Source organism: Luteimonas sp. MJ250 (assembly GCF_039548455.1).
Classification (GTDB): Bacteria; Pseudomonadota; Gammaproteobacteria; order Xanthomonadales; family Xanthomonadaceae; genus Luteimonas.
In genome coordinates this window covers 505,917-528,727 of record NZ_JBCLVB010000010.1, presented here as the reverse complement: position 1 = coordinate 528,727, position 22,811 = coordinate 505,917, and the positions used below count along the sequence as shown (strand labels likewise).

General features: G+C 70.7%; 18 protein-coding genes. 8 read left to right on the top strand and 10 right to left on the bottom strand.

Annotated features, from left to right (window positions below):
- Positions 1-10: 10 nt before the first annotated feature.
- From nagZ to WCE37_RS06020, 4 genes are all read left to right on the top strand, one after another.
- Positions 11-1,012 carry a beta-N-acetylhexosaminidase gene (nagZ, locus tag WCE37_RS06035; RefSeq protein WP_343278562.1) on the top strand — a complete coding sequence of 334 codons (1,002 nt, stop codon included), beginning with the start codon at positions 11-13 and terminating at the stop codon, positions 1,010-1,012.
- Positions 1,009-1,569: a hypoxanthine-guanine phosphoribosyltransferase gene (locus WCE37_RS06030; RefSeq protein WP_343278561.1), complete on the top strand. Its 561-nt coding sequence runs from the start codon at positions 1,009-1,011 to the stop codon at positions 1,567-1,569. Before nagZ ends, WCE37_RS06030 begins: the two co-directional genes overlap by 4 nt.
- Positions 1,570-1,592: 23 nt before the next feature.
- A complete protein-coding gene (locus WCE37_RS06025) occupies positions 1,593-2,378 on the top strand; it encodes an S-methyl-5'-thioinosine phosphorylase (protein WP_343278560.1) in 786 nt (261 codons plus the stop codon).
- A 99-nt stretch (positions 2,379-2,477) separates the two neighbouring features.
- Complete coding sequence (locus tag WCE37_RS06020; RefSeq protein ID WP_343255997.1) at positions 2,478-2,684, top strand: cold-shock protein; 207 nt, start codon at positions 2,478-2,480, stop codon at positions 2,682-2,684.
- Between the two features lie 184 nt (positions 2,685-2,868).
- Here WCE37_RS06020 and WCE37_RS06015 read toward each other — a convergent pair whose 3' ends face one another.
- Positions 2,869-3,426, bottom strand: coding sequence for a hypothetical protein (locus WCE37_RS06015; RefSeq protein WP_343278559.1), 558 nt, complete (start codon positions 3,424-3,426; stop codon positions 2,869-2,871).
- An 82-nt stretch (positions 3,427-3,508) separates the two neighbouring features.
- Between WCE37_RS06015 and WCE37_RS06010 the strand changes: the two genes are divergently transcribed.
- Positions 3,509-5,110 carry an SDR family oxidoreductase gene (locus WCE37_RS06010; protein WP_343278558.1) on the top strand — a complete coding sequence of 534 codons (1,602 nt, stop codon included), beginning with the start codon at positions 3,509-3,511 and terminating at the stop codon, positions 5,108-5,110.
- 64 nt (positions 5,111-5,174) lie between these two features.
- A complete protein-coding gene (locus tag WCE37_RS06005; protein ID WP_343278557.1) occupies positions 5,175-6,794 on the top strand; it encodes an acyl-CoA dehydrogenase family protein in 1,620 nt (539 codons plus the stop codon).
- Positions 6,795-7,000: 206 nt separating this feature from the next.
- On the opposite strand, the gene WCE37_RS06000 is transcribed toward WCE37_RS06005, so the two are convergent.
- From WCE37_RS06000 to WCE37_RS05985, 4 genes are read right to left on the bottom strand one after another with little or no spacing between them, the layout of a single operon-like run.
- Positions 7,001-8,830: an ABC transporter transmembrane domain-containing protein gene (locus WCE37_RS06000; protein ID WP_343278556.1), complete on the bottom strand. Its 1,830-nt coding sequence runs from the start codon at positions 8,828-8,830 to the stop codon at positions 7,001-7,003.
- Between the two features lie 27 nt (positions 8,831-8,857).
- A complete protein-coding gene (locus WCE37_RS05995; protein WP_343278555.1) occupies positions 8,858-9,442 on the bottom strand; it encodes a YigZ family protein in 585 nt (194 codons plus the stop codon).
- The gene (locus tag WCE37_RS05990) at positions 9,439-10,536 is read right to left on the bottom strand and encodes a hypothetical protein (RefSeq protein ID WP_343278554.1); all 1,098 of its coding nucleotides are present in this window, start codon (positions 10,534-10,536) and stop codon (positions 9,439-9,441) included. The genes WCE37_RS05995 and WCE37_RS05990 overlap by 4 nt, the downstream gene beginning before the upstream one ends.
- Positions 10,533-11,147 carry an RNA polymerase sigma factor gene (locus WCE37_RS05985; protein WP_343278669.1) on the bottom strand — a complete coding sequence of 205 codons (615 nt, stop codon included), beginning with the start codon at positions 11,145-11,147 and terminating at the stop codon, positions 10,533-10,535. The genes WCE37_RS05990 and WCE37_RS05985 overlap by 4 nt, the downstream gene beginning before the upstream one ends.
- Positions 11,148-11,324: 177 nt before the next feature.
- On the opposite strand from WCE37_RS05985, the gene WCE37_RS05980 reads away from it, so the two are divergent.
- Positions 11,325-14,216: an EAL domain-containing protein gene (locus WCE37_RS05980; RefSeq protein ID WP_343278553.1), complete on the top strand. Its 2,892-nt coding sequence runs from the start codon at positions 11,325-11,327 to the stop codon at positions 14,214-14,216.
- A 24-nt stretch (positions 14,217-14,240) separates the two neighbouring features.
- Here WCE37_RS05980 and WCE37_RS05975 read toward each other — a convergent pair whose 3' ends face one another.
- From WCE37_RS05975 to WCE37_RS05955, 5 genes are all read right to left on the bottom strand, one after another.
- Positions 14,241-16,025 (bottom strand): VWA domain-containing protein, encoded by a 1,785-nt coding sequence (locus tag WCE37_RS05975; RefSeq protein ID WP_343278552.1) that lies wholly within the window; start codon positions 16,023-16,025, stop codon positions 14,241-14,243.
- Between the two features lie 94 nt (positions 16,026-16,119).
- On the bottom strand, positions 16,120-17,715 hold the full coding sequence (locus WCE37_RS05970; RefSeq protein WP_343278551.1) for an aldehyde dehydrogenase family protein: 1,596 nt from the start codon (positions 17,713-17,715) through the stop codon (positions 16,120-16,122).
- Positions 17,716-17,750: 35 nt separating this feature from the next.
- Positions 17,751-19,397 carry an acetolactate synthase large subunit gene (locus WCE37_RS05965; RefSeq protein WP_343278550.1) on the bottom strand — a complete coding sequence of 549 codons (1,647 nt, stop codon included), beginning with the start codon at positions 19,395-19,397 and terminating at the stop codon, positions 17,751-17,753.
- A gap of 238 nt (positions 19,398-19,635) precedes the next feature.
- On the bottom strand, positions 19,636-20,979 hold the full coding sequence (xseA, locus tag WCE37_RS05960; protein ID WP_343278549.1) for an exodeoxyribonuclease VII large subunit: 1,344 nt from the start codon (positions 20,977-20,979) through the stop codon (positions 19,636-19,638).
- A gap of 82 nt (positions 20,980-21,061) precedes the next feature.
- The gene (locus tag WCE37_RS05955; RefSeq protein WP_343278548.1) at positions 21,062-21,361 is read right to left on the bottom strand and encodes a DUF2218 domain-containing protein; all 300 of its coding nucleotides are present in this window, start codon (positions 21,359-21,361) and stop codon (positions 21,062-21,064) included.
- Positions 21,362-21,443: 82 nt separating this feature from the next.
- On the opposite strand from WCE37_RS05955, the gene ispG reads away from it, so the two are divergent.
- Positions 21,444-22,733, top strand: coding sequence for a flavodoxin-dependent (E)-4-hydroxy-3-methylbut-2-enyl-diphosphate synthase (gene ispG / locus WCE37_RS05950; protein ID WP_343278547.1), 1,290 nt, complete (start codon positions 21,444-21,446; stop codon positions 22,731-22,733).
- The last annotated feature ends 78 nt before the right edge of the window (positions 22,734-22,811 follow it).

The window sequence follows — 22,811 nt, the reverse complement described above, 5'->3', positions numbered from 1 at the left end:
GAGAACCACCATGCTTGTCATCGGCATCGCCGGTACCGGATTGACCGCGCAGGAGCACGACTGGCTGCAGCACGATGCCTGCGCCGGCGTGATCCTGTTCACCCGCAACTTCGCCTCGCGCGCGCAGGTGGCCGAACTCTCCGCCGCAATCCGCGAGGCCGCGCCGCGGCCGCAGCTCATCTGCGTCGACCAGGAAGGCGGCCGGGTGCAGCGCTTCCGCGAGGGCTACAGCGCGCTGCCGCCGCTGGATACCTTCGGCCGCGACTACGCACGCGACCCCGTGGCCGCGCTGCAGCGCGCCCGCGAACACGCCTGGCTGATGGCCAGCGAAATCCGTGCCTCGGGCGTGGACCTCAGCTTCGCCCCGGTGGTCGATCTCGGGCGCGGCAACCTCGCCATCGGCGACCGTGCCTTCTCCGACGATCCGCAGGTGGTTGCCGCCTTTACCCGTGCCTACGTCGAAGGCATGCACGAGGCCGGCATGGCCGCCACGCTCAAGCACTTCCCCGGCCACGGCTCGGTGCGCGAGGACACCCACTTCGACGACGCCGTCGACGACCGCCCGCTGGACGTGATCCGCGCCCACGACCTGGTGCCCTTCGTCGCCGGGATCGACGCCGGTGCCGACGCGGTGATGCTTGCGCACGTGGTCTATCCGCAGGTGGCGCCGGAGCCCGCCGGCTACTCGCCGCTGTGGATCAACGACATCCTGCGCCGCGAAATGGGCTTCCGCGGCGTGGTTTTCTCCGACGACATCGGCATGGCCGCGGCGCACGGCGTCGGCGGCATCAAGTCGCGCGTCGACGCGCACCTGGACGCCGGCTGCGACGTGGTGCTGGTCTGCCATCCGGAACTGGTGGAGGAATCGCTGGCTGCGGTCGAAGGCCGCAGCCTCAACACGATGGCGCTTGCCGGTCTTGTCGGCCGCGGCGCCTTGGGCTGGGACGGCCTGCTGGCGGACTCGCGCCATGGCAGCGCAGCCGCGCGCCAGGGCGGCGGGGTGGCGGCATGAACGCGCCGGGACTGGCCGAGGTCATGCTGGACGCCGAGCTGATCCACGATCGCGACGTGCTCGAGGACGCCATCGAGGACATGGCCGATGCCATCGGGACCGAGTACGCCGATGACGAGCGCCCGCCGCTGTTCGTGACCATCATGAACGGCGGCATGCCGTTCGCGACGCAGCTGGCGTTCGCCCTGGGTGAGCGCGGCCTGGACCTCGAATTCGACTACCTGCACGCCACGCGCTATCGCGGCAGCACCAGCGGCTCGCGCCTGGCCTGGCTGCACCGTCCGGCAACGCCGATGCGTGGCCGCCGCGTGATCCTGGTCGACGACATCCTCGACGAAGGCCACACCCTGAAGTCGGTGACCCGCTGGTGCGAGGACGAAGGCGCCGCCGACATCCGCGTCGCGGTGCTCGCCACCAAGGTCCACGACCGCTGCGTCGACGGCGTCTGCGCCGACTGGTCGGGAGTGGAGGTCCCGGACCGGTATGTCTTCGGCTACGGCATGGATTACAACGAGCAGGGCCGCAACCTGCCCGCCATCTACGCGCTGGCCGACTGAGCGCGCACCAGCAGGAGACGGACATGTCGCCCGAAGCCAACGCGCCGGAATTCGCCGATGAGCCGATCGCCCTGGCCGTGATCGGCGGCACCGGGCTGTACCGGCTCGCCGGCCTCGAAGACGTGGAATCGCACCAGCCGCCCACCCGCTACGGCGCGCTGTCGGGACCGGTGCGGATCGGCCGCATCGCAGGCCACCAGGTCGCGTTCCTGGCCCGCCACGGCGAGGGCCATTCCGTGCCCCCGCACCAGGTCAACTACCGCGCCAACCTCTCCGCGCTGCATGCGCTGGGCGCGCACCGGGTGCTGGCGCTCAACACCGTGGGCGGCATCACCGAGGCCTTCGGCCCGCGCGTGCTCGCCTGTCCCGACCAGCTGATCGACTACACCTGGGGTCGCATCTCGACCTTCTGCGAGGAGCCCGGCACCGAGGTGCTGCACGTGGACATGGGCGATCCCTATACGCCATCGCTGCGGCGCGACGTGCTGGCCGCTGCCGCACGTGCCGGTGTCGCGCTGGTCGATGGCGGGTGCTACGGCGCCACCCAGGGGCCGCGCCTGGAGACCCGCGCCGAGATCACGCGCATGCGTCGCGACGGCTGCGACCTGGTCGGCATGACCGGCATGCCCGAGGCCGGGCTGGCGCGCGAACTGGGCCTGGAGTACGCGAGCCTGGCCATCGTTGCCAACTGGGCGGCGGGTGCGGGACCGCAGATGGACGAGGTGATCACGCTTGATGACGTTCTTGCCAACGTCACCGCGGCGTCCTCGGGACTGCCAGCACTGGTCGAGGCGCTGCTCGCGGGCTGATTTGCACCGCGGCGCCGGGCTTTGCATACTCGGGACGCGCGTGTCCGGTCCCTTGCAGGTGGGCATGCGCAATCGCAACCAGACAAGGTAGGACGAGTCATGCAATACGGCACAGTGAAGTGGTTCAACGACGCCAAGGGTTTCGGCTTCATCGCTCCCGAAGACGGCAGCTCGGACGTGTTCGTGCACTATTCGGCGATCTCTTCCGAAGGCTTCCGCAGCCTGCAGGAAGGCCAGCGCGTCAGCTATGAAGTCACCCAGGGCCCGAAGGGCGCACAGGCGGCAGGGGTGGCGCCTGTCGCATAAGAGGCATCGCGACAGTATTTTCCTGTTCCAGGGCCCCGGAGTGTTTTCCGGGGCCCTTTTTTCATGCCGGGCAAGTCCCGCGACTGCGACCCGAGCAACTCCAGCGCAGCGCCGAGCCGGGCGGGACCTCCCGGAGCGCGCCTGCCGCGCCGCGGTTCACGCGTCCGCGCGCCCGTCGCCCCGCCTACGCCAAGCCGCCAGGCCGCACTTCGATCCCCAGCGCCGGCGCGATAGCCCGCATCGCTTCGTCGTCGCGGCTCAGCGCGATCCACCCCGCGGTGGTTTCGGTCCCCGTCTCCCACACCCACAGCGTGTAGCCGTAGGCACGCAGCGCGTCGTAGGCCACGTGCAGCAGGTCCGGGACGTTGGCGCTGGCCAGGAATTCGGCATCGCTCGCGTCCTCCACGTCCCAGTCCAGCTGCAGGTTCCAGCGCGCCACCAGCTCGTTGATGCTTTCCACGAAGGCGGCGGCATCGTCGTCGTGCACCTGGAAGCCCGACTTCCAGTCGATGATGTCCTTCAGCACCCAGGCCGGCTCGAATTCGTCCTCGCCGGCGTCGGCGGTGGCGTCCTGCCAGGCCCCGAACTGCTGCAGGGCGGTTTCTTCGTCGTCCGGGTTGATGAGCAGCAGCAGCTGCCAGACCAGCACCTCGGTACCGGCGTCCTCATCGACCTCCATGTCGGGTGCGAAGCCGCTGGCGTAGTTGTCGTCGGGGTCGAATTCGCTGTCGGGAATGTGCATGGCGGTGGTCCGGTATGGGGCGCACAGGATAGTCGCAGGCCCGCAGTGGCGCCGTGTGCCGCCCAGCCCGCAAACTATGCGCATGACCACGAACCCCACGGGCGCTTCTGACGCCCGCCCGCAGCTGCCCGCCGATTCCATCGAGGCGCGGCTGAAGCTGGCCACCGACACCCTTGAAACCGTCGCCGCGGACCATGCGCTGCTCGACGCGCTGGACGATGCCACCCGCGAGCGCCTGCACCGCGCGGTCGCCGCGCTCGGCGCGCCGGTGGATGCCGTGGCGCGCCGCCAGCGCCGCAAACAGGCCAAACGCAGCCGGGTGGAAGCCAAGAACGCCCACGACGACGCCCTGCTCGATGCCACCGGCATCCGCGCCCTGCGCCGCCAGCCGGTGTTCACGACGCCCAACTATTTCCCGCCGGCGGACTTCACCCCGCGCGATCTCGATGCCGACGTGCCGCCGCACCACGAGACCCTTGAGCCGCAGCACTGCTACGTCTGCAAGCAGAAGTATTCGCGCATCCACCATTTCTACGACCAGCTGTGCCCGGAGTGCGCCGACTTCAACTTCGCCAAGCGCACCGAGCTCACGGACCTGACCGGCCGGGTGGCGCTGCTGACCGGCGGCCGGGTCAAGATCGGCTACCAGGCAGGGCTGAAGCTGCTGCGCTGCGGCGCGCGGCTGATCGTGACCACGCGCTTTCCGCGCGATTCCGCGGCGCGCTACGCGGAGGAGCCGGACTTCGCCGACTGGCACGACCGCCTCGAGATCTTCGGGCTGGACCTGCGCCACACGCCCAGCGTGGAGGCCTTCTGCAGCGAGCTGCTGGCGACCCACGACCGCCTCGATTTCATCATCAACAACGCCTGCCAGACCGTGCGCCGCCCGCCGGGCTTCTACACCCACATGATGGCCGCCGAGACCGCGGCGCTGCACGAGGCACCCGGGCATCTGCGCAAGCTGCTTGGCCGCTACGAAGGCCTGCGCGCCGACGCGCTGCTGCCCGAGGGGGCTGCCACGGCGCTGGCCGGCCGCGACCTGCGCCACGAGGCCGCCGCCGGCCTGACCCGCGCCGCCGAGCTGTCCCAGGTGCCGCTGCTGGCCGAGGAACTGCTGGGCCAGTCGCACCTGTTCCCCGAAGGCCGCCTGGACCAGGACCTGCAGCAGGTCGACCTGCGCGGGCGCAACTCATGGCGCCTGCAGATGGACGAGGTGCCGTCGGTGGAGCTGCTGGAAGTGCAGCTGGTCAACGCCATCGCGCCGTTCCTGATCAACGCGCGCCTGAAGCCGCTGATGCTGCGCACGCCGGATGGTTCGCCGCCCACGCGCGACCGCCACATCGTCAACGTCTCGGCGGTGGAGGGGCAGTTCTACCGCAACTTCAAGACCACCCGGCACCCGCACACCAACATGGCCAAGGCCGCGCTCAACATGATGACGCGCACCTCGGCCGCCGATTACCACGGCGACGGCATCCACATGAACTCGGTCGACACCGGCTGGGTGACCGACGAGGATCCGGTGGAGATCGCGGCACGCAAGACCATCGAGGAGCGCTTCCACCCGCCGCTGGACATCGTCGATGGTGCCGCCCGCATCGTCGACCCGATCATCGCCGGCCTCAACACCGGTGAACACGTCTGGGGCCAGTTCCTGAAGGATTACCGGCCGACGGACTGGTAGCGCCGCAGCGTCGCAGATCCCACAGGGTGCTACCGTTCGCGATGGACCCGCCGGGAGCCAGGCGATGAAGCCATTCCAGACGCACACGGTCGTCAACCAGCCGCCGGCGTTCGCGTCGCGCGACCTTTGGCAGGATGATGCCGCACTGCGCGAGGCGCTGGCCCGCGAAGGTGGCCAGGCGTTCACCGATGAGGTTGCCACTTACGGCGCGCTCGCCGGCGGCGAGCTGCTGGCGCTGTCGCACGACGCCCATCGCGACCGCCCGCGCCTGCGCATGCACGACGCCACCGGGCACCGCATCGACCGCGTCGAGTTCCACCCCTCGTACCACCGCGTGATGGAGACCGCGATCGCGCACGGCGTCGCCGGTCTGTCCTGGGCGCGGCCGGAACCCGGCGCACACGTCGCGCGCGCGGCGCTGACCTACCTGCACTACCAGGCCGAACCCGGCAGCAGCTGTCCGTTGACGATGACCCACGCCGCGATGCCGGTGCTGCGCCAGGCACCCGCGCTGCGCGAGTGGGCGGACAAGGTCGCCGCCTGCCGCTACGACGCCCGCGACGTGGCGATCGGCGACAAACCCGGTGTCACGCTTGGCATGGGCATGACCGAGAAGCAGGGCGGCAGCGACGTGCGCGCCAACGCAACCACCGCCACCCGCGCCGGCGGCGATGCCTACACCCTGGTCGGCCACAAATGGTTCATGTCGGCGCCGATGTCCGACGGCTTCCTGGTGCTGGCGCAGGCGCCCGGCGGCCTGAGCTGCCTGCTGATGCCGCGCCGGCTGCCCGATGGCGACCGCAACGCCTTCACCCTGATGCGCCTGAAGGACAAGCTCGGCGACTGGTCGAATGCCTCCAGCGAAGTCGAGTTCCAGGGCGCGCTGGCCTGGCGGGTCGGCGACGAGGGCCGCGGCGTGGCGACCATCCTGCAGATGGTGATGCTGACGCGGCTGGACTGCATGCTGGGCTCGGCCGGCTGCATGCGCATGGCGCTGGCGCAGGCACTGCACCACTGCCACCATCGCAGCGCGTTCGGCAAGCGGCTCGCCGACCAGCCGCTGATGCGCAACGTGCTGGCCGACATCGCGATCGAAGCGGAAGCGGCGCTGGCGCTGTCGATGCGCGTGGCGCGCGCGGTCGACGCCGCCGCGCACGATCCCGCCGAAGCTGCGTTCGCCCGCATCGCCACCGCCATCGGCAAGTACTGGATCTGCCGCCGCGCGCCCGCGGTGGTGAACGAGGCGCAGGAGTGCCTGGGCGGCGCGGGCTACGTCGAGGAATCGCTGCTGCCACGGCTGTACCGGCAGGCGCCGCTGAACTCCATCTGGGAAGGCAGCGGCAATATCCAGTGTCTCGATGTTCTGCGCGCGCTGGGCCGGGAGCCGGAGACTGCGGCTGCGCTGCGCGCCGAGATCGCAGCCGCGCGCGGGATGCATCCCGCGCTCGACGCCGTGGCCGCGAATCTGGAAGACCTGCTCTCGGCCGCGGATGAAGCGGGATCAAGGATGCTGGTCGAACGCCTTGCGCTGGCGCTGCAGGCCTCCGTGCTGCTGCGCGCCGGTAGCCCGGTGGCTGAAACATTCTGCCGCAGCCGCTTGGATGGCGTGCATGGTCTGGCCTTGGGAACGCTGCCGGTCGGCATTGACCATGGCGAGGTCATTGCGCGGGCCTTGCCTGGCTGAACAGCTTTTTGGCCACGAATTTTGCCCGGATCAGAACGGATCAGAGCGGAATTACGCCGATAGAGCGGAAAATTCGATGACAAAGCTGAAGCAGCCGGGAAGATTCGGCTGTTGCAGAAGCAGCCATGGCAGCGATGTCCTGGTACGGATCGCGGCTATCGCCGGTCCCACGGGGGAGGCTTGGGCTTCCCTTGAAGCATCCGTCGCTACGGCGCGGAAGCAGGCGCGGCGTCGAGGAACTGCAGCCGCGCGAGTTCGGCATACAGCCCGCCCTGCGCCAGCAGTTCGGCGTGCGTGCCTTCGGCGACGATGCGGCCGTGGTCCATCACCACGATGCGGTTGGCGCGAAGCACGGTTGCCAGGCGGTGGGCGACCACGATCGTGGTGCGACCTTCCATCAGGCGCTCCAGGGCGTGCTGCACCGCGCGCTCGCTCTGCGCGTCGAGCGCCGATGTGGCCTCGTCCAGCAGCAGCACCGGCGCGTCGCGCAGCAGGGCGCGGGCGATGGCCACGCGCTGCTGCTGGCCGCCGGACAGGCGCGCACCGCGCTCGCCCAGCTCGGAGGCATAGCCTCCCGGCAGTGCGGCGATGAACTCGTGCGCCTCGGCGGCACGCGCGGCCGCCTCGACTTCGGCGTCGGTCGCGTCCAGGCGGCCATAGCGGATGTTGTCGGCGGCGCTGGCGGCGAAGATCGTCGGCCGCTGCGGCACCAGGGCCATGGCCCCACGCAGGGCGCCGGGGTCGAGCTCACGCAGGTCGATGCCGTCCAGCGAGACGCAGCCCGACTGCGGGTCGCGGAAACGCAGCAGCAGCGAGAACACGGTGCTCTTGCCCGCGCCCGAGGGGCCGACCAGGGCCACGGTTTCTCCGGGTGCGACGTCGAGCGTGAAGCCCTCCAGCGCGGGCGCGTCGGGGCGGGTGGGGTAGTGGAAGACGACGTCGCGCATCGCCACCGCACCGCGCGCCGGCTGCGACAGGGTTTTCGGCGCGGCGGGCGCGACCACGGTCGCCTGTTCGTCCAGCAGCTCGCCGATCCGGCCCATGCCGCCTGCCGCCTTCTGCAGTTCGTTCCAGACTTCTGCCAGCGCGCCCACCGAGCCCGCGCCAAACATCGCATACAGCACGAACTGCCCCAGCGTACCCGCACTCATGCGGCCGTCGGCGACGTCGTGCGCGCCCAGCCACAGCACCAGGGTGATGGCGCCGAAAATCACCGAGATCGCGACCGCGGTCACCAGCGCCTGCACGCCGATGCGCTTGCGCGCCACCGCAACCGCGGTCGCCACGGCCGTGCCGAAGCGGCCGCGCTCATGGTTTTCACGGGCATGCGACTGCACGGTGTCGACTGCGCCCAGGGTCTCGGTGGCAAGGGCGTTGGCGTCGGCCACGCGATCCTGGCTCTGCCGCGAGATCTTCTGCAGCCGGCGCCCGCCGAGCACCAGCGGCAGCACCGCCAGCGGGATCCCGACCAGGGTCCAGGCTGCCAGCCGGGGGCTGGTCACCATCAGCATCGCCACGCTGCCCAGCACCATCACCACGCTGCGCAATGCGACCGACATGCTGGTCGCGACCACCCCGCGCAGCAGCTCGGTATCGGCGGTCAGGCGCGAGACGAGTTCGCCGGTGCGGCTGCGCTCGTAGAAGGACTGGTCGAGGCCCATCAGGTGGCTGAAGAGTTGCGTGCGCAGGTCGGCGACCACGCGCTCGCCCAGCAGCGAAACGAAGAAGAAGCGCGCCGCGGTGGCGATGGCCAGCGCCAGCGTCACCACGAACAGCAGCACGAACGCGGCATCGATGCCGGCGCCGCTGGCGAAGCCATCGTCGATCATGCGCCGCACCGCCAGCGGCAGGCTCAGGGTCGCGGTGCTGGATGCCAGCAGCGCGAGCAGCCAGGCCGCCAGCAGGGCCTTGTGTCGGGCGAGGAACGGCCAGAGCGGCCGCAGGGTCGACAACGGGACCCTGGTCTTGCCGGAGGAATCGTCTTCGCGCGCGTCTGGCGCAGGGGGCGGTGCGGGAGTGTTCGCGAACTGGGCCATCCGGCCATTGTCGCCGATGCTCCCGCCCTATGGGTCGCTTACGCGTGCGCGATCGCGCGTGGCGTCGCGCAGGTGGCCGACCAGCTCCGCCAGGCGGACCGCGGGCAGGCGCAGGTGGAAATGGACGCCGTCGACGGCGAAGTCCTCGCCCAGCTTCTCCGCATCGAAGGCCGGCAGCGCGGCGTGCACCGAGGCGAGGTCGGCGAAGGGGCAGGTGACCTCGATCTCGGCCATCTCCACCACCTCGCGTCGTTCGGCGGTGCGCAGGCACTCGGCGGCGGTGCCTCCGTAGGCGCGCACCAGGCCGCCTGCGCCGAGCTTGATGCCGCCGTACCAGCGCGTGACCACGACCGCCACGCCGTCCAGGCCCTGGCCGTCGATCGCGGCCAGGATCGGCCGGCCGGCGGTGCCGGCGGGTTCGCCGTCGTCGCTGGAGCGGTAGGCGCCGCCAAGGCGCCACGCCCAGCAGTTGTGGGTCGCGTCGGGCACCGAGACGCGGGCGATGAAGGCCGCGGCGGCGTCGACATCCTCCACCGGCATCGCGTTGGCCAGGAAGCGGCTGTGCTTGACCACGAGTTCGTGCGCGGCGGCCGCGGCCAGCGTGGTGCTCATTCTTCCAGCAGGGTGCGCAGCCCGTCCGGCAGCGGGGCGTCCGGGTGGCGGCGGCGGAACTCGGCGAAGCTCTCGCGTGCCTCGTCATAGCGCTCGGCAGCGACCAGTTCGCGGATCCTGGCCAGCCAGGCTTCGCGTACGGCCGGCGAGTCCACCGAGGCGGGTGGCGTGTCGTCCAGCGGCTGGTCGAACCAGTCTTCAGCGTGATCGTGGTGCCCAGCCGCGTCCGCGGACTGCGTGGCGGCGGCCTCTGGACGGGCTGCGGAACCGGCCGGGCGTGGCAGCGCGCGCATCGACGCGGGGGGGTGCGGCGAAGGCGGCGGTGGCGCCGGTGGCGCAGGCGGCGCAGGCGGCGGAGCGGCTGCCGGCGTGTCCATGGGCGAGGGGGCGTCGAAGACCACGGGTGCTGCTTCGCGGCGCTCGGGCCGTGCCTTGCGCGCTTCGGATGATGCGGCGTCGGCGCGGGAAGATGCCGCTGCGCGGCGCGCTTGTCCTGCGGCAGCGGCATCGCGGGCGTCGACCGCGGCCGATGTCGTTTCGACTCCGTGGGGAACGGCAGGGCGCGGGGCGGCCGCGGGTTCGAGTGGAGGCGCCGCCGGCTCCGGGGCCGGCATCGCCTGGCTGGCCGCATCCTGCGCGGCCGTGCGCGCTCGTGCAGGCTCCGCCGGTGGCGGGGCGGCTTCCGGCAGCGAGCGGACCGACGCTGCGGGTGCTTCGGTCTCAATCGTCATCACGGGCGGCTCCAGCGATGACCTCATCTGCCATGCCACGCCGACCGCGATCACCAGGGTCGCGGCCAGCGCGCCACCGCGCAGCCAGGCAGGACTGCGCCGGCGGCGGTGATGCCCCGCGCCGGACGTCGACGCCGTTGCCGTTGCTGGCGCAGCCGCGACCGGGGTTCCGGACCGCGCGGCTCCTGCGGCGGCATCCGCTGCCTGCGCAGCCGGGCGCTCGCCCGCAGCCTCGCGCGCGGCCGCCAGGATGGTCGCGTCCAGGTCCGGCGCCGGACCTCGCGTCGGCGCGGTCTGCGCCAGCGCATCGGCCAGCTCGCGCTCGGTCGGCTGCAGCGGGTCGCGGCGGGACGGACGCGTCATCGTCCTTCCTCCTGCGCAGTGGCAGCGGCCGGCGGGGCCAGGGCCGCGCGCAGCTTGTCCATGGCGTAACGCAGGCGCGACTTCACCGTTTCACGGCCCACGCCGGTGATTTCACCGATCTCCTCAAGGCTGAGTTCCTGTTCCAGGCGCAGGAGCACCACCTCGCGCTGCTCGTCGGGCAGGGTGTCGAGCGCCTTCTGCAGATCGCGGCGGCGCTCGAAGCCCGCCATCTGCAGCTCCGGGCTGTCGGGGTCTTCGAGCCGCAGCGTGCGCTCCTCGGCGTCGGCGGGCGCCGGTGGCCGGTACTGCCGGGCGCGCCAGTGATCGGCCACCAGGTTGCGCGCGATCCGGTACAGCCAGGACACGAACGCGGTCTCCGGTCGCCAGTCGGGGCCGGCCGCCACCACCCGCTGCCAGGTGTCCTGGAAGACCTCGTCGGCCAGGCCGGGGTCGCGCAGCTGGCGCCGCAGGAAGCGGTACAGGCGCTCGCGGTGGCGCGCATACAGGGCTTCGAACGCGCCGATGTCGCCCCGGGTCCAGGCAAGCATCAGCACATCGTCGCCGGCCGCGTCGCTGTCATCGACGTGGCCATGTCCCCGTGAGGCGTCCATCGGCATGAGGTTAAGCCCTGGGCGACAGCGCGGGAAGTCCGTGCGCGGGCCGGGTGCAGCGGGCATGATGGCAGCCGTGCCCGTGGGGGGTGGGCTCGCGGTCTTGCCGTCGCCCGGCATGTTCGCCGTTTTCCCCATGGTGCTTGACTGGAGAAGAGGGCGTCGCAGGTGCAGGTCATGCTGGACATAGCGCTCACATCGCCGCCGCGCGAGGTCGACCTGGCCGCGCTTGCGGGCATGCTTGCGCAATCGCTTCCCACCGGCTCCTGCGTGGTGGTGTGCTGGGACGACGAGCGGCTGGGGAAGGGTTCCTCCGAGGTCGAGGGCGTGCCCGGGCAGCTCAGGACCCATGCCGCCGCCCTCATGGCCGGCAAGCCCGCCACGGGCGGGTCCCGGGGCGCGATGATCGATGAATGCTGGAACGAAGGCGAGGCGCGCGTCGCCATTGCCGCACGCCTGCCGGAGCCGCTGACGCCGTCCTCGCGCGATGCCTGGCGCGCGCTGGCGCGGCGGCTGGTCTCGGCCACCATCGCCTCGGCCCAGGCCGAGGCCCGGATCGAGTCCCTGCGCAAGTCGGAACGGCTGCAGCAGAGCCTGTACGAGATCGCCGACCTCGCCGGATCGGGCCTCGAGATGGCCGAGGTGCTCAAGCGCATCCACGGCATCGTCGGCGGGCTGATGTCGGCCGCGAATTTCTACATCGTCCTGTATGACGATGTGCGCGACACCATGCGTTTCCTGTATTTCGCCGACAGGCTGGATCCCTGGCGTGCGGATGCCAGCATCGAGACGCCGATCGCGACCATGCCCAACAGCCTGACCGTGGCCCTGCTGCGCCACGGACACCCGCTGCGTGGGGCCACGGAGCTCATCCGCAAGCAGCTGGCCGTCGATCTCGACCTGGCCCACGGCCCGGATGCCGCGGACTGGCTGGGCGTGCCGATGCGCCGCGAGGGCCGGGTCAGCGGGGCGATCGTGGTCCAGAGCTACGACCAGCCGGACTGCTACACGGACGAAGACCGCGCGCTGTTGGAGTTCGTGGCCCAGCACATCCTGACCGCGCTGGACCGCAAGCACGCCCAGGCCGAGCTGGAGCGCCGGGTGCATGCGCGCACGCGTGAACTGCAGCAGGCCAACCAGGTGCTGCAGGCCGAAATCATCGAACGCCAGCGCGCCGAGCGCCTGCAGCGCGCGCTGTTCCGGATCAGCGAACTGTCGTTCACCGCCGAAAGCATGGAAGGCTTCTATGGCGACCTGCACGCGGTGGTCGGCGAGCTGCTCTACGCGCGCAACTTCTACATCGCGATGGTGTCCGGCGATGGTGGCCAGATCGAGTTCCCGTACTCGGTGGACGAGCGCGACATCGTGCGCCGGCCGCGGAGGATGATCCACGGGCTGAGCGAGTACGTGATCAACAGCGGGCGCGCGCTGCTCGCCGACCGCGAGGTGATCACGCGGCTGGAATCCTCCGGCGAACTGCGCCACCACGGCACGCTGGCGCACTGCTGGCTGGGCGTGCCGCTGCTGCGTGACGGCATCGCGGTCGGCGTGATCGCGGTGCAGAGCTACTCGCGGGATATCGACTTCACGGTGCAGGACCAGAAGCTCCTGACCTTCGTCGCCCATCACATCGGCGGCGCGCTGGCGCGCAAGCGTTCGCAGGACCACCTCAAGGCGGCCCACGCCGAACTCGAGCACCGGGTCGATGCGCGCACGCGCGAGCTGGAGGACACCAACCGCGAGCTGCGCGCGCAGGTGTCCGAGCGCATGCGCGCCGAAGAGCGCCTGATCCACCAGGCACGCCACGACCACCTCACCGGGCTGCCCAACCGCATCCACCTGCTCGACCGGCTCGACGCCGCCATCGCTGAAACCCGCAGGCAGGCGCGCGGACCGTTCGCGGTGCTGTTCCTCGACCTTGACCGCTTCAAGCTGGTCAACGACAGCGTCGGCCACGCGGCCGGTGACGAAATGCTGGTCGAAGTGGGGCGCAGGATCGCGCGCGTGCTGCGCGAGGGCGACGTGGTTGCGCGCCTTGGCGGCGACGAATTCGCGGTCATGCTTGGCCACGCCGGTGATGACGTGGCGGCGCAGGCGGTGGCTGCGCGCATCCTTGCGGAACTGGGCCGGCCGATGTGGGTCGCCGGGCGCGAGCTGTTCCCCTCGGCCTCGGTGGGCATCGCCATGTGGCAGCCGCGCTACCAGCACGGCGAGGACCTGCTGCGCGACGCCGACGCCGCGATGTACCGCGCCAAGGCCCGCGGGCGCGACCGCAGCGAACTCTTCGACGAGGAGATGCGCGCCGAGGCCACGCGGCTGCTGGACCTCGAGGCCGACCTCAGGCGCGCGATCCTTGCCGATGCCTTCGAGCCCTGGTTCCAGCCGATCATCGACCTCGCCACCGGCAGGGTGGTCGGCCACGAGGCACTGCTGCGCTGGAACCACGAGGTGCACGGCGCGCTGTCGCCCGGTGACTTCATCGGCGTGGGCGAGGACAGCGGGCTGATCGAACAGGTCGACTGGCTGGTCTACCGGCGCGCATTCGCGTGGATGGCGCGGCACCGCGAGGGCTATGTGTCGATCAACGTGTCGCCGCGGCACTTCCACTCCGACAACTTCGCCGAGCGCCTGCTGCAGATGCTCGAGGACAGCGGCGCGGAGCCGTCGCGGCTGCGCATCGAAATCACCGAAGTAGCGCTGCTGGACGACGCCCCGCGCGCGCTGCGCATGCTCGAGACCCTGCGCGCGCGCGGCATCCTGGCGCTGCTGGACGACTTCGGCACCGGCTTCTCGGCGCTGTCCTACCTGCACCGGTTCCCGATCCACGCGCTGAAGATCGACCAGAGCTTCGTCGCCGGCCTGGACGACGCGCGGCACCCGGAAAGCCTGGCGCTGGTGCGCGCGATCCTGGCCCTGGCCAGCACGCTCGGCATCGATACCATCGGTGAGGGCGTGGAGACCGAGGGCCAGGCGGCGGTCCTGCGCCAGCTGGGCTGCACCATGGGCCAGGGCTTCCTGTTCGGGCACCCGAAGCCCGCGGCCGCCGCCGAGAGCCGCGGCGCGGCCTGAGCGGGGGCGGGGCGCGGGCATCGATCAGCGGCCGGTGTGGCCGCGGCTGTCGCGGCCTTCGTCGCGGCCGCCGTCATCGCGGCCATGTTCGCGATCACTGTCGCCGCGGGTGACGGTGCGCCCGGCCTCGACCAGTTCGGCGAATTCCGCGCGCAGGCCCCAGCGGTCGTCGCCGCGGCTGCCGCGTGCGCTGGCCGAGATCGCGTCCCAGTCCCAGGTGCCGAGGTTGTGGCCGCCGCGCAGCGCATCGGCGAAGGCGGCGACGGTGGCGGCAAAGCGCAGTGAGGGGCCGGCCTGGGCGCGGATGTCCTCGCGGCGCAGCGGCACCTCGATCAGGCGGCTGGTGTCGCTGTCGGGCTGCTTGTAGCGCAGGCGCAGGTGGGCCAGCTCGCCCGTACGGGCCTTGGCCTGCGAGTCGCTTGCGCCGTAGCGCAGCGGCGGCAGGCGTTCGGCGCCGGAGCCGGCAAGCGCGATCTCGTACAGCGCGGTCACCTCGTGCCCGGCGCCGATGTCGCCGGCGTCAACGCGGTCGTTGGCGAAGTCCTCTTCGCGCAGCATGCGGTTTGCGTAGCCGACCAACCGGTATTCGGCGACCACGGCCGGGTTGAACTCTATCTGTACCTTGACGTCGCGGGCGATGGTCAAGAGCGTCGACGACATCTCTTCCACCAGCACCTTGCGCGCTTCCAGCAGCGTGTCGATGTAGGCGTGGTTGCCGTCGCCGGCATCGGCCAGGCGCTCGGCCATGGCGTCGTTGTAGTTGCCGGTGCCGAAGCCGAGCGTGGTCAGGGCGATGCCGGACTTGCGCTGGTCGGCGACCAGGGCTTCAAGCGTGCCGCGCTCGACGGTGCCGACGTTGAAGTCGCCGTCGGTGGCCAGGATCACGCGGTTGGCGCCGCCTTCGACGTAGCCCTGGCGCGCCATCGCATACGCCAGCGTGATGCCGGCGCCGCCGTTGGTGCTGCCGCCGGCCTGCAGGCGCTCTAGCGCGGCCAGGATCTCGCCCTTGCGGTCGCCCGGGGTCGGCGGCAGCACCAGGCCCGCGGAGCCGGCATAGGCCACGATCGAGACCTTGTCCTGCGCGCGCAGCTGGTCGGTGAGCGCGGCAAAGGCCTGGCGCAGCAGCGGCAGCTTGTCGGGCGAATGCATCGAGCCCGAGGTGTCGACCAGGAACACCAGGTTGGCCGGCGGCAGCTCGGCTTTCGGCACGTCGTAGCCCTTGATGCCGACCATCAGCAGGTGCCGCGCCGGATCCCAGGGCGCGGGCGCGATTTCGGTGGTGACGCGGAAGGGGACCTCGCGCGTGGCGGGTGCCGGATGGCCATGGCTGAAGTAGTTGATGAACTCCTCCGCGCGCACCGAATCCGGCGGCGGGCGCACGCCCATGCGCAGCATGCGGCGCACGTTGCTGTAGCTGCCGGTATCGACGTCGACGGAGAAGGTCGACACCGGATGCTCGGAAGCGCGGCGCACGGGGTTGTCCTCGACCTCGGCGTATTCCTCGCTGTTGGCGGGGTCGGCCGGCCAGGGACGCGGCGGGGGAATGACCTGATGGCCTGGGCGGAACGGCGAGGCGGCGTGGAGCTTGCGTCCCTGCGCGCCGGAGGCGCGATCCGCCTGGATGGCCATGGCGGTGGTCTCAAGGGCCATCGTGGTGGAGGGCGCGGGCGGTGCGGGCGGTGGCGCGTGCGGCGTGGACGGATCCGGCGCGCGGGCGTCGGTGGTCCTGTCCGCGCTGGAGTGCGGTGTCTGACAGGCGGCGAGCAGCAGGCTCGCCGCAAGTGCGGCAGTGAAGGCGAGGCGGTTCATGGCGGACTCCGTCGTTGGGCAGGAGCGACAACGCCCGACGGTGCGGATCGGGGTTCTCGCGGCCCCAAGCCCCACCCCAAACCCGTAGGAGCAGCTACAGCGGCGCGGGGTGGTCGCGGATGACGAGCAGGCGCGGTTCGGTCATGTCTTCGATGGCGCTCTTCACGCCTTCGCGGCCGAGGCCGGAGTCGCGCACGCCGCCGTAGGGCATATTGTCGACGCGGAAGCTGGGGATGTCGCCGACCACCACGCCGCCGACGTCCAGCCGGTCCCAGGCGCGCATCGCGTGCGAGAGGCTGGCGGTGAACACGCCGGCCTGCAGGCCGAAGTCGCTGTCGTTGGCGCGCGCCAGGGCGTCGTCGAAATCGTCGAAGGGCTCCATGCAAGCCACCGGCCCGAACGCCTCCTTGCGGTAGAGGGCGGCATCGCGCGGCACGCCTTCCAGCAGCGCCGCGGGATGCATATTGCCCTTGCGCTCGCCACCGGCCAGCAGTTTGGCGCCCGCCTTGCGCGCATCGCGGATCCACTGCTCGACGCGCTCGGCCGCCGCTTCGTCGATCATCGGGCCGATGAAGGTGCGCTCGTCGCGCGGGTCGCCCATGGTCAGCTTCCCGACCGCTGCCTTGAGCTTGCGGCGCAGGGCGGGATAGATGTCGGCGTGGGCGATGATGCGCTGCACGCTGATGCAGCTCTGCCCGGACTGGTAGTAGGCGCCGGACACCAGGCGCTCGACGACGTGGTCGAGGTCGGCGCCGGGATCGGCGTCGATGATGCATGCCGCATTGCCGCCGAGTTCCAGGGTGACTTTCTTCTTGCCGGCACGCGCCTTGAGTTCCCAGCCGATCAGGCCGCCGGTGAAACTCAGCAGCGCCAGGCGCTCGTCCTCGACCAGCTGCGCGGCGTCATCGTTGCTGCAGGGCAGGACCGAGAACGCGCCCTTTGGCAGGTCGGTTTCGGCCAGGACCCCGGCGATGATCAGCGCGCCGACCGGCGTCTTGGCGGCAGGCTTGAGCACGAAGGGACAGCCCGCCGCGATTGCCGGCGCGACCTTGTGCGCCACAAGGTTCAGCGGGAAGTTGAACGGCGTGATGAAGCCGCAGGCGCCGATCGGCACGCGCTTGACCATGCCGCGGTAGCCGCGCGTGCGTTCGGACAGCTGCAGCTCGATCACGTCGCCGCCGATGCGCGTGGCCTCGCCGGCGGCGATGCGGAAGGTGTCGATCAACCGTTCGACTTCGCCGCGGGCATCACTGATCGGCTTGCCGGCCTCGATGCACAGGGCCAGCGCCAGCTCGTCGGCGCGCTCGCCGAAGCGGCGTACGCAGTGTTCGAGCACGTCGCGGCGGGCGTCGGGCGGGAACGCGGCCATCGCCGGCCTGGCCTTGTGCGCGGCCACGATCGCCTTGCGCACGGCGCCGGCGTCGGCGAACGCCACCCGCGTGGCCGGCTTTCCGCTGTATTTGTCCAGCACTTCCAGGTCGGTATTGGCCGCGACCGCGCGGTTGGCCAGGTAGTAGGGATAGCTGGCGGCAAGTCGGTCACGCCTGCCGGATGCGCCGGACTTGCCGGGCGTGGCAGTTCCGCCGGCTTTGCCCGCCTTGTCGGACCTGTTGGTCTTGCCGGGCGTTCCCGACGGGCCGGTTGTACCGGCTGCCGGGCTTCCTGCGTTCGTCTTTTTCTGCCTGGGCATGGTTGCTGTCCTCCTCGAATCCTTGGGCCGGCCGCTCAATCCACCGCTGCGCTGAGCTGCGGGATCTCCTCGTTCAACAGCCAGTCGTCGCCGCTGTAATCGATCGGCACGTCGATCAGGTCGATGCCGGGACTGGCCAGCGCCTTCTGCAGCAGCGGCAGGAATTCATCGGCCGATGCAGGGCGGTGGCCCCGCGCGCCGTAGCTCTCCGCGTACTTCACGAAATCCGGATTGCCGAGGTCCATGCCGAAGTTCGGATAGTCCTCGTGCGCCTGCTTCCACTTGATCATGCCGTAGGCGTCGTCGCGCAGCAGCAGCACCACCAGGTCCAGTCCCAGACGCACCGCGGTCTCCAGCTCCTGCGAGTTCATCATGAAGCCGCCGTCGCCGCACACCGCCACGACCTTGCGCCCGGGATGCACGATGCCGGCTGCGATCGCCGACGGCAGGCCCGCGCCCATGGTGGCCAGCGCGTTGTCGAGCAGCAGCGTGTTCGGCCGCCGGCAGCGGTGGTTGCGCGCGAACCAGAGCTTGTACAGGCCGTTGTCGAGGCAGGTGATGTCGTCGGGGCCCAGCGCCTGCGCCAGGTCGGCGACGATGCGCTGGCTGATCATGGGGAAGCGCGCGTCGTCGCGGCGCTGCTCCAGCTGCGTGCACAGCGCCGTGCGCACGCGATCGAAAAAGGCGAAGTCCCAGTGGGCCTGCGGGTCGACGGCCTCGGACAGGCGCCAGACCGCATCGGCGATGTCGCCGACCACCTCCACCTGCGGGAAGTACACGGCATCGACCGCGGCGCCGTCGTAGTTGACGTGGATCACCGTGCGCTTGCCCTCGCGCATGAAGAACGGCGGCTTCTCGATCACGTCGTGGCCGATGTTGACGATGCAGTCGGCGGCGTCGATCGCGCGGTGCACGTAGTCGTGGTCGGACAGCGCCGCGGTGCCGATCCACAGCGGGTCGGTCTCGTCGAGCACGCCCTTGCCCATCTGGGTGCTGAAAAAGGGAATGCCGAGCTTGTCGACGAAGGTGCGCAGCGCGCGCGCGGTGGTCTTGCGGTTGGCGCCGGCGCCGATCATCAGCAGCGGGTGGCGGGCGGCGCGGATCGCCTCGGCTGCGTGGGCGATCGCCTTGTGTTCGGCCACCGGCCGGCGCGAGTACGACTTCGGGATCGGCACCGCATCGGTCGGGTCGCCGGCAACGTCCTGTGGCAATTCGAGGTGGGTGGCGCCGGGGCGCTCCTCCTCGGCGCGGCGGAAGGCCTCGCGCACGCGCGCCGGGATGCTGTCGGCGGAGATCAACTGCCGCGTGTACTTGGTCAGCGGGCGCAGGGTATCGACCATGTCGATGATCTGGAAATGCCCCTGGCGGCTGCTGCGAATCGGCTTCTGCCCGGTGATCATCAGCATCGGCATCGCCCCCAGCTGGGCATAGGCCGCGGCGGTGACCAGGTTGGTGGCCCCGGGCCCGAGCGTGCTCAGGCAGACGCCGGCGCGGCCGGTGAGGCGGCCGCAGGTCGCGGCCATGAAGCCGGCGGCCTGCTCGTGGCGGGTCAGGACCAGGCGGATGCTCGAGGTGCGCAGCGATTCGAGCAGGTCGAGGTTCTCCTCGCCCGGGATACCGAACACGTATTCCACGCCTTCGGCCTGGAGCGCGGCGACGAACAGATCGGACGCCTTGGCCATGGGAGTGCTGCCTCCTTCGACTGCCATCGGTGCAGGCAGTATGGACGCCGTGACGTTAGCAACAGGCGAGCATGCAGCCGGCCCGCCACCTGCAGGAGCAGCGACAGCTGCGACCATCGCCACCGACTACAGGAGCAGCTATAGCTGCGATCGCTCTACGCCGATGGATACCGCCACGCAGCGATCGCGGCTATAGGCGCTCCCACAAAAGCGGCTGTGGCCGCTGCCACGGCAGGGGTCAGGCGTCGCCGGGCTCCACCCGCAGGTGCAGCTGGCCGTCGCCCACGCGTGCGGACAGGTGGTCGCCGGGCGCGGCGTCGCGCATGCCGCGGACGACGCGGCCATCCTCGTGCTGGAGGATGGCGTAGCCGCGCGCCACGGTGGCCAGCGGGCTGACCGCTTCCAGCGAGCGCGCGATGCCGCGCAATCGCAGCGCGTCGTTCTGCAGGCTGCGCGCGATGGCAGCTTGCGGACGCGGCGCAAGCATGGCCAGGCGCTCGCGCAGCATGGCGAGCCGCCGCTCGGGACGCGTCGCGCGCAGCACCGCCTCTGCGTGGCGCAGCCGCGCGCGCAGTCCCGTCTCGCGCGCCTGCCAGGCCGCGTGCAGCCGGCGCAGCGCCTGTTGCTGGCGTTCGCCCAGCGCCAGCAGCCGCGCCTGTGGCCGCAGTGCCTGCAACCGCAGCGAAGCACGATCGGCGCGCTGCATCCGGTCGCGCATGCGCTGCAGGTGCAATGCCTCCAGGCGCTGGTGCAGGCCGCGCACGCGGGTCCGGACGTCGACGGCGCTGGGCACCAGCAGCTCCGCCGCCACCGAGGGCGTGGGCGCGCGCAGGTCGGCGGCGAAGTCGGCCAGGGTGAAGTCGGTCTCATGCCCGATGGCCGATATCACCGGCACCGGCGACGACGCGATCGCACGCGCCAGCGCCTCGTCGTTGAACGCCCACAGATCCTCCAGCGACCCACCGCCGCGCGCCAGCACCAGTACGTCGTAGCGACCGCTGGCCGCGGCGCGCTCGAGCATGCCGCGGATCTGCGCCGCCGCCGCATCGCCCTGCACCGGCACCGGCAGCACATCGACCTCGACCAGCGGAAAGCGCCGCGCCAGCACGCTCAGCACGTCGCGCACCGCTGCGCCCGACGGCGAAGTGATGAGGCCCAGCCGCCGCGGGTACGCCGGCAACAGACGCTTGCGCGCGTCATCGAACACGCCCTCGGCCTGCAGCTTCGCTTTCAGCTCGTCGAACGCCCGGCGCAGGGCGCCTTCACCGGCCTCCTCCAGTGAATCCAGGATCAGCTGGTAGTCGCCGCGGGCTTCGTACAGCGTCAGACGCCCGCGTGCCAGCACCTTCAGGCCATCGCGCGGCTGGAACTTCAGCCATTGGCTCTTGGGTTTGAACAGGGCACAGCGCACCTGGGCGCGGGCATCCTTCAGGGTGAAATACATGTGCCCGGAGGCGGGACGCGAGAAATTGCCGAGTTCGCCCTCCACCAGCACCACGGGAAAGGCGTCTTCCAGCAGGCTGCGCGCCAGTGCGTTGAGCTGGGTGGGACTGAGCACGTTGTCGTTGGGCAGGGTCGGCATGCCGGTCAGGATACCGGGGCATGGGCGCGGCCGCGGGTTGGCGCAGCGTTCGCGGGGGCCGAGGCGGCGTGGGCAAAGCGCCTCAGCTGCGGTCGCCGTCCAGCCGCCAGCTGATTTCGAGGGTCTCACCGCGCGCCATGCGCTCGAGATGGGAGGCGACGACGCCCTGGAACTGCGCCAGCTTGGCCGCGTCGGGCGCCGTGACGCGGGCCTCCAGGGCGTCCGCGGTGGCGGCGAGATCGGTGGTTGTGTCGGCGTCGAACACCACGCTGGCGCTGGTTTCGTCGAATTCGACCTCGAGCTTGTGCGCCCAGTGGGTGCACAGGCGCTTGATCAGGCGGCTGCCGTCGGCAGTGGCGATACGGGCGGTGGAAGAGGGCACAGTGGATCCTCGCAAGGCGTGGTCATGAACTGGGGACGACCGGAAACCGAACAACCGTCACGCCAGGGACTAAAATGGAACGATGAACGCCATCTCCAGCACCGCACACATCGGCACCTCCCAGAGCCTGCAGGAATGGGCATTCGGCCCGGCGCCGCGCCGGCCCACCCGCCAGGTGATGGTCGGCAGGATCGCCGTGGGCGGCGACGCGCCGGTGGTGGTGCAGTCGATGACCAATACCGATACCGCCGATGTCGACGGGACGGTGAAGCAGGTCGCGGCACTGTGGCGCGCCGGCTCCGAGCTGGTGCGGGTGACGGTTAACAACGCCGAATCCGCCGCGGCCGTACCGCGCATCGTCGACAAGCTGGCGATGATGGGCATCGAGGTGCCCATCGTTGGCGACTTCCACTACAACGGGCACCAGCTGCTGACGGCCGAACCGGCATGTGCGGAGGCGCTGGCGAAGTACCGCATCAATCCGGGCAACGTCGGCTTCGGCAGGAAGCGGGACACGCAGTTCGCGCAGCTCATCGAGTTCGCGATGCGTTACGAAAAGCCGGTGCGCATCGGTGCCAACTGGGGTTCGCTGGATCAGTCGCTGGCGACCGCACTGATGGACGAGAACGCTGCGCTCGCCGAGCCGCGCGATGCCGGCCGCGTGCTGCGCGAGGCGCTGATCCGCTCGGCGATCGATTCCGCGGAGCGCGCGGTGGAGCTTGGCCTGGCGCGCGACCGGATCATCCTCTCGGCCAAGGTCAGCGGCGTGCAGGAACTGATCGCGGTGTACCGCGACCTCGCGAGGCGCAGCGACTTCGCCCTGCATCTCGGCCTCACCGAGGCCGGCATCGGCAGCAAGGGCATCGTCGCGTCCAGCGCGGCGCTGGCGGTGCTGATGCAGGAAGGCATCGGCGACACCGTCCGCATCTCGCTCACGCCCGAGCCCGGCGCGTCGCGCACCCAGGAAGTGATCGTGGCGCAGGAGCTGCTGCAGACCATGGGCCTGCGCGCGTTCACGCCGATGGTCACCGCCTGCCCGGGCTGCGGTCGGACCACCTCGGAGTTCTTCCAGGAGCTGGCCAAGGTCGTGCAGGAGCATGTGCGCGCGAAGATGCCGGAGTGGAAGATCACCCATCCCGGCGCCGAGCACCTGACGCTGGCGGTGATGGGCTGCATCGTCAACGGCCCGGGAGAGTCGCGCCATGCCGACATCGGCATCTCGCTGCCCGGCACTGGCGAGGCGCCGGCAGCGCCGGTGTTCGTCGACGGCGAGAAGTCGGTGACCCTGCGCGGCGACAACATCGCCCATGAATTCGTGGGCCTGATCGACGCCTATGTCGACCGCCGCTACGGCGCGCCCACCCCCGCCTGAGTCAGTCCTGGATCCTCGAAACCGGTGGCCGCGCCGGGTTGAACCGGTCCACGACCCGGGTGCCGCCGCTGCGCCGTC

Bases quoted from the DNA above. Each gene is read 5' to 3' on its own strand.
- WCE37_RS05990 (WP_343278554.1), bottom strand. From the start codon at position 10,536: ATGACGCGTCCGTCCCGCCGCGACCCGCTGCAGCCGACCGAGCGCGAG.
- WCE37_RS05965 (WP_343278550.1), bottom strand. From the start codon at position 19,397: ATGGCCAAGGCGTCCGATCTGTTCGTCGCCGCGCTCCAGGCCGAAGGC.
- WCE37_RS05975 (WP_343278552.1), bottom strand. From the start codon at position 16,025: ATGAACCGCCTCGCCTTCACTGCCGCACTTGCGGCGAGCCTGCTGCTC.
- WCE37_RS06015 (WP_343278559.1), bottom strand. From the start codon at position 3,426: ATGCACATTCCCGACAGCGAATTCGACCCCGACGACAACTACGCCAGC.
- xseA (WP_343278549.1), bottom strand. From the start codon at position 20,979: ATGCCGACCCTGCCCAACGACAACGTGCTCAGTCCCACCCAGCTCAAC.
- WCE37_RS05985 (WP_343278669.1), bottom strand. From the start codon at position 11,147: ATGGACGCCTCACGGGGACATGGCCACGTCGATGACAGCGACGCGGCC.
- WCE37_RS05995 (WP_343278555.1), bottom strand. From the start codon at position 9,442: ATGAGCACCACGCTGGCCGCGGCCGCCGCGCACGAACTCGTGGTCAAG.
- nagZ (WP_343278562.1), top strand. From the start codon at position 11: ATGCTTGTCATCGGCATCGCCGGTACCGGATTGACCGCGCAGGAGCAC.
- WCE37_RS06005 (WP_343278557.1), top strand. From the start codon at position 5,175: ATGAAGCCATTCCAGACGCACACGGTCGTCAACCAGCCGCCGGCGTTC.
- WCE37_RS06025 (WP_343278560.1), top strand. From the start codon at position 1,593: ATGTCGCCCGAAGCCAACGCGCCGGAATTCGCCGATGAGCCGATCGCC.
- ispG (WP_343278547.1), top strand. From the start codon at position 21,444: ATGAACGCCATCTCCAGCACCGCACACATCGGCACCTCCCAGAGCCTG.
- WCE37_RS06000 (WP_343278556.1), bottom strand. From the start codon at position 8,830: ATGGCCCAGTTCGCGAACACTCCCGCACCGCCCCCTGCGCCAGACGCG.
- WCE37_RS05970 (WP_343278551.1), bottom strand. From the start codon at position 17,715: ATGCCCAGGCAGAAAAAGACGAACGCAGGAAGCCCGGCAGCCGGTACA.
- WCE37_RS05980 (WP_343278553.1), top strand. From the start codon at position 11,325: ATGCTGGACATAGCGCTCACATCGCCGCCGCGCGAGGTCGACCTGGCC.
- WCE37_RS06030 (WP_343278561.1), top strand. From the start codon at position 1,009: ATGAACGCGCCGGGACTGGCCGAGGTCATGCTGGACGCCGAGCTGATC.
- WCE37_RS06010 (WP_343278558.1), top strand. From the start codon at position 3,509: ATGACCACGAACCCCACGGGCGCTTCTGACGCCCGCCCGCAGCTGCCC.
- WCE37_RS06020 (WP_343255997.1), top strand. From the start codon at position 2,478: ATGCAATACGGCACAGTGAAGTGGTTCAACGACGCCAAGGGTTTCGGC.